The 3872-nt window shown below is 69.4% G+C and carries 3 protein-coding genes; all 3 read left to right on the forward strand.

Annotated elements, in window-relative coordinates; genetic code table 11:
* Positions 1-1460 (forward strand): class I adenylate-forming enzyme family protein (locus RMN84_RS06890; RefSeq protein ID WP_309611445.1); only part of this gene is annotated, 1460 nt, incomplete at its 5' end.
* Positions 1457-3625 carry a molybdopterin cofactor-binding domain-containing protein gene (locus RMN84_RS06895; protein ID WP_309611446.1) on the forward strand — a complete coding sequence of 723 codons (2169 nt, stop codon included), beginning with the start codon at positions 1457-1459 and terminating at the stop codon, positions 3623-3625. The genes RMN84_RS06890 and RMN84_RS06895, both read left to right, overlap by 4 nt.
* The coding region (locus tag RMN84_RS06900) for a ferrochelatase (protein WP_309611447.1) at positions 3625-3872 on the forward strand (248 nt) is incomplete at its 3' end. The genes RMN84_RS06895 and RMN84_RS06900, both read left to right, overlap by 1 nt.

Raw genomic sequence — 3872 nt, forward strand, 5'->3', positions numbered from 1 at the left:
CCGAACTGAACAGCTGGGCCGACCGACTCGCCCCGGCGCTGGTCGCGCGCGGCGTAATGAAGGGGGATCGCGTCGCCATCGCCATGCGCAACTGCCCGGCGTGGGTCGTGACCTATATGGCCGTGCTGAAAGCAGGCGGAATCGCGACGCTGATCAACGGCTGGTGGCAGGCGGAGGAACTCGCCCACGCGCTGCGCCTGACCGAGCCGGTGCTGATCATCGCCGACGCCCCCCGCGCCGCGCGGATCGCCGCTGCACCCGGCGCATGGAGCGTCGTCACCCTGCCGATCGAACAGCGTCTCGATGGGGCGCTCGCCCCGTTGCTGGCAGGCGCGGGCACAGCGCCCCTCCCCACGGTCGGCCCCGAAGATCCGGCGACGATCCTGTTCACCTCCGGATCGACCGGCGAGGCCAAGGGTGCGCTGTCGACCCACCGCGCGGTGACGACCGGGGTTTATGCCTACGCGACCGGGCTGCTGACGCTGCTCGGCATCCTGACGAAGGACGGGCGGCCGCCGGTCAATCCTCCGCGTACGCTGGTCAGCGTGCCCTTTTTCCACGTGACCGGCGAAGTGCCGCTGATGCTCAACAGCTTCGTCATCGGGCGCGGCATGGTGATCATGCACAAGTGGGACGCCCTCGAGGCGATGAAATTGATCGAACGGGAGAAAATCACCTATTTCGTCGGGGTTCCGACGATGAGCCTGGAGCTGATAAACCACCCCGACCGTGATCAGTATGAACTATCGTCGCTGACCGACATCACGGCCGGCGGAGCGCCGCGTCCGGTCAGCCATGTTGCGCGGCTGCGGCATGACTTCCCCAATGCCCAGCCGGCGCTGGGCTATGGTCTGACCGAAACCAACGCGGTCGGCTGCTCCAATTTCTGGAGCAACTATGCCGACAAGCCGTCGTCGACCGGACGGGCGCAGACGCCATTCGTCGAGGTTGAGATCCTCGGCCCCGCTGACCGGGTCCTGCCGGTCGGTGAGCGCGGCGAGGTCGGCATTCGCTCGGCGGCGAACATTCGTGAATATTGGCGCAATCCGGCTGCTACCGCCGAAGCGTTCACGCCCGACCATTTTCTGCGCACCGGCGACATCGGCTATCTCGATGAGGACGGCTATCTGTTTATCGTCGACCGCAAGAAGGACATCATCATTCGGGGTGGCGAGAATATCGCCTGCGCCGAGGTCGAGGCGGCACTCTACGCCTGCCCGGCGGTCGGCGAGGCGTCGGTCTTCGGAACGCCCGACGAACGGCTGGGCGAAGTGCCGGTCGCGGTCGTCCATGTCGCCGACGGCCACAAGCTCGACGAAGCTGAGCTGCGCGCCTTCCTGGCGACCCGTCTCGCCGCGTTCAAGGTGCCAGAACGGATCAGCTTCTCGGCGACCGAACTGCCCAAGCTGGGCACGGGCAAGATCGACCGGGTCACGCTCAGGGCGAATTTCGCGCGTTGAAAGGCGGGCTGCCCCCGATCGACCGTCGGACCCTGCTGATCGGTGGCGGTGCCGGCGTGGGGCTGGTCGTCGCGCTGGCAGCATGGCCACGCATTTATGGCGGGGCCTTGCGCGGACGCGACAGGGAAGCCGTGCTCGGGCCGTTTCTGAAGGTCGCGGAGAGCGGGCGCATCACGCTGGCGGTGCCGCAGGCGGAGACTGGGCAAGGGACATGGACCGGGCTGGCGCAGATCGTCGCCGACGAACTGGGCGCGACGTGGGAGCAGATGGCGGTTGAACCAGCGCCGTCGTCGCCGCTCTATGCCAACCCGCTGATCGATATCGCCGGGCTCAAGCCGTGGAATGTTCGGGAAACGCGGGCGCGGCTGCGGGTGACGGCGGGATCGACCAGCGTTCGCGCGTTCGAAGCGCCGTTGCGGAATGCGGCGGCGGCGGCGCGGGCGATGCTGATCGGCGCGGCGGCCAAGGCCTGGGATGTGCCCGAGGCGGAGTGCGATACGCAGGACGGATCGGTGATCCATGAGGGCAAGCGGATCGAGTTCGGAAAGGTTGCCGCCGATGCCGCGAACCGATCGCCGCCCAATCCGGTGGCGCTGCGGGCAGTGGGGACGGGCAAGCTGGCCGGACAGCCCCTGCCCCGCCTCGACCTTCCGCCAAAGAGCGACGGATCGCTGCGGTTTGCCGCCGATGTGCGCCTGCCGGGAATGGTGTTCGCATCGCTACGCATTGCGCCGCCGGGCGGGCGACTGACGGGATTCGCGGAGACGACGGCGCGGCGGGTTGCAGGAGTACGCGATGTCGTAATCGGCGACGGCTGGCTGGCGGCCGTCGGCGAGACCTGGGCGGCGGCGGAGCGGGCGCTGGTCGTGGCCAGCCCGCGCTTCACTGGTCCGTCCGATGCGAATACGTCGACCATCTCGGCGGCGCTCAATGCCGCGCTCGACCATGGCGACGCGACCACGGCCTTCGAGCGCGGCGATTATTCCGCCACCGTCGCCGGTTCGCGTCCGCTGGTCGCCAATTACAGCGTGGCGCCGGGCCAGCATTTCGGGCTCGAGCCACTGTGCGCGACGGCATGGTTCAGCGGCGACCGGCTGGAAGTGTGGGCGCCCGCGCTGGCGAGCGAATTCGCCCGCGCCGCTGCCGCGCGAGAGGCCGGAATGTCGGTCGGCCAAGTCGTTTTCTACCCGATGGCGGTCGGCAGCGATTCCGGGCGGGCGATCGACGCCGACGCGGTCGGCATCGTGGTCGCGCTGGCGAAGCGCGCGGCGCGACCGGTGCAACTGACCATCCCGACGTCGACCGGTGCCAATCACGACCGGCCGCGCCCGCCGCTGGCCGCGCGGATGGCGGCGCTGCCCGCGCCCGGCGGGACGATAGAGGCGTGGAATGCGCGGCTGGTGACCGAGCCCGGGCTGGAGGGTGCGCTGGCGCGGCTGGCGGGGGCACCGCATCCGGCGGCCGAGGTCGGGTCGGCGGTACCGCCCTATGGCATCCCGACGATCCGCATCGACCGGGTGGCGGCGAAGGTGCCGATCCAGACCGGATATCTGCGCGGCGGGTTCGAAGCGCTGGCGGGGTTCGTCACCGAAAGCTTCATCGACGAGGTGGCGCGGGCGCTTGGCAGCGAGCCGCTGGCGTTTCGCATCGGCATGCTCGGCGGCAATGTCCGGCTGGCGCGCGCGATCATGGCGGCGGCGGCGATCGGCCAGTGGGACGGGGGTGCGTCGGGCAGCACGATGGGCCTTGCCTGTGCCAGCGCCTTCGGATCGCACATCGGGCTGCTCGCCCAGGCCCATGTCGGACCCGACCAGCGGATCGTCGTGGAGCGGCTGGTGGCGGCGGTCGATGTCGGCCGGGCGATCAACCCCGGCCTGGTGCGCCAGCAGATCGAGGGCGGGCTGCTGTCGGCACTGCAGCTGGCGACCGCTCCCGCGCCCGAGATAGTTGCCGGGATGCCGCGCGCGCGGCCGCTGCGCAGTCTCGGCCTCAACCGACTGGCGGCGACCCCGAAGATCGAGGTCGAGCTGATCCCGTCGAACGAGCCACCTGGCGGCGTTTCGGGGCTCGCCTCGACCGTACTCGCCGCCGCCGTCGCCAATGCCATCGCCGCCGGATCGGGACGGCGCTTGCGCAGCTTGCCGTTCGACGTCAGGGCGGCGTGATGCAGCCACCCGCAGACCATCCCAAGATTCCCGATCCCAAGGTTGGCGTCCTATTGATCAACCTCGGCACGCCCGATGCGCCCGATCCGGCGGCGGTGCGGCGCTATCTCGCCGAGTTCCTGAGCGACCGCAGGGTGATCGAAATCCCGCCGATCGCGTGGTGGCCGATTCTCCATGGTATCGTGCTGCGCACCCGGCCCAAGAAAAGCGCGCACGCTTATGCGCAAGTATGGACCGACGAGGGATC

Origin of the sequence: Sphingomonas sp., from assembly GCF_031380695.1 — a bacterium.
Taxonomy (GTDB): Bacteria; Pseudomonadota; Alphaproteobacteria; order Sphingomonadales; family Sphingomonadaceae; genus Sphingomicrobium.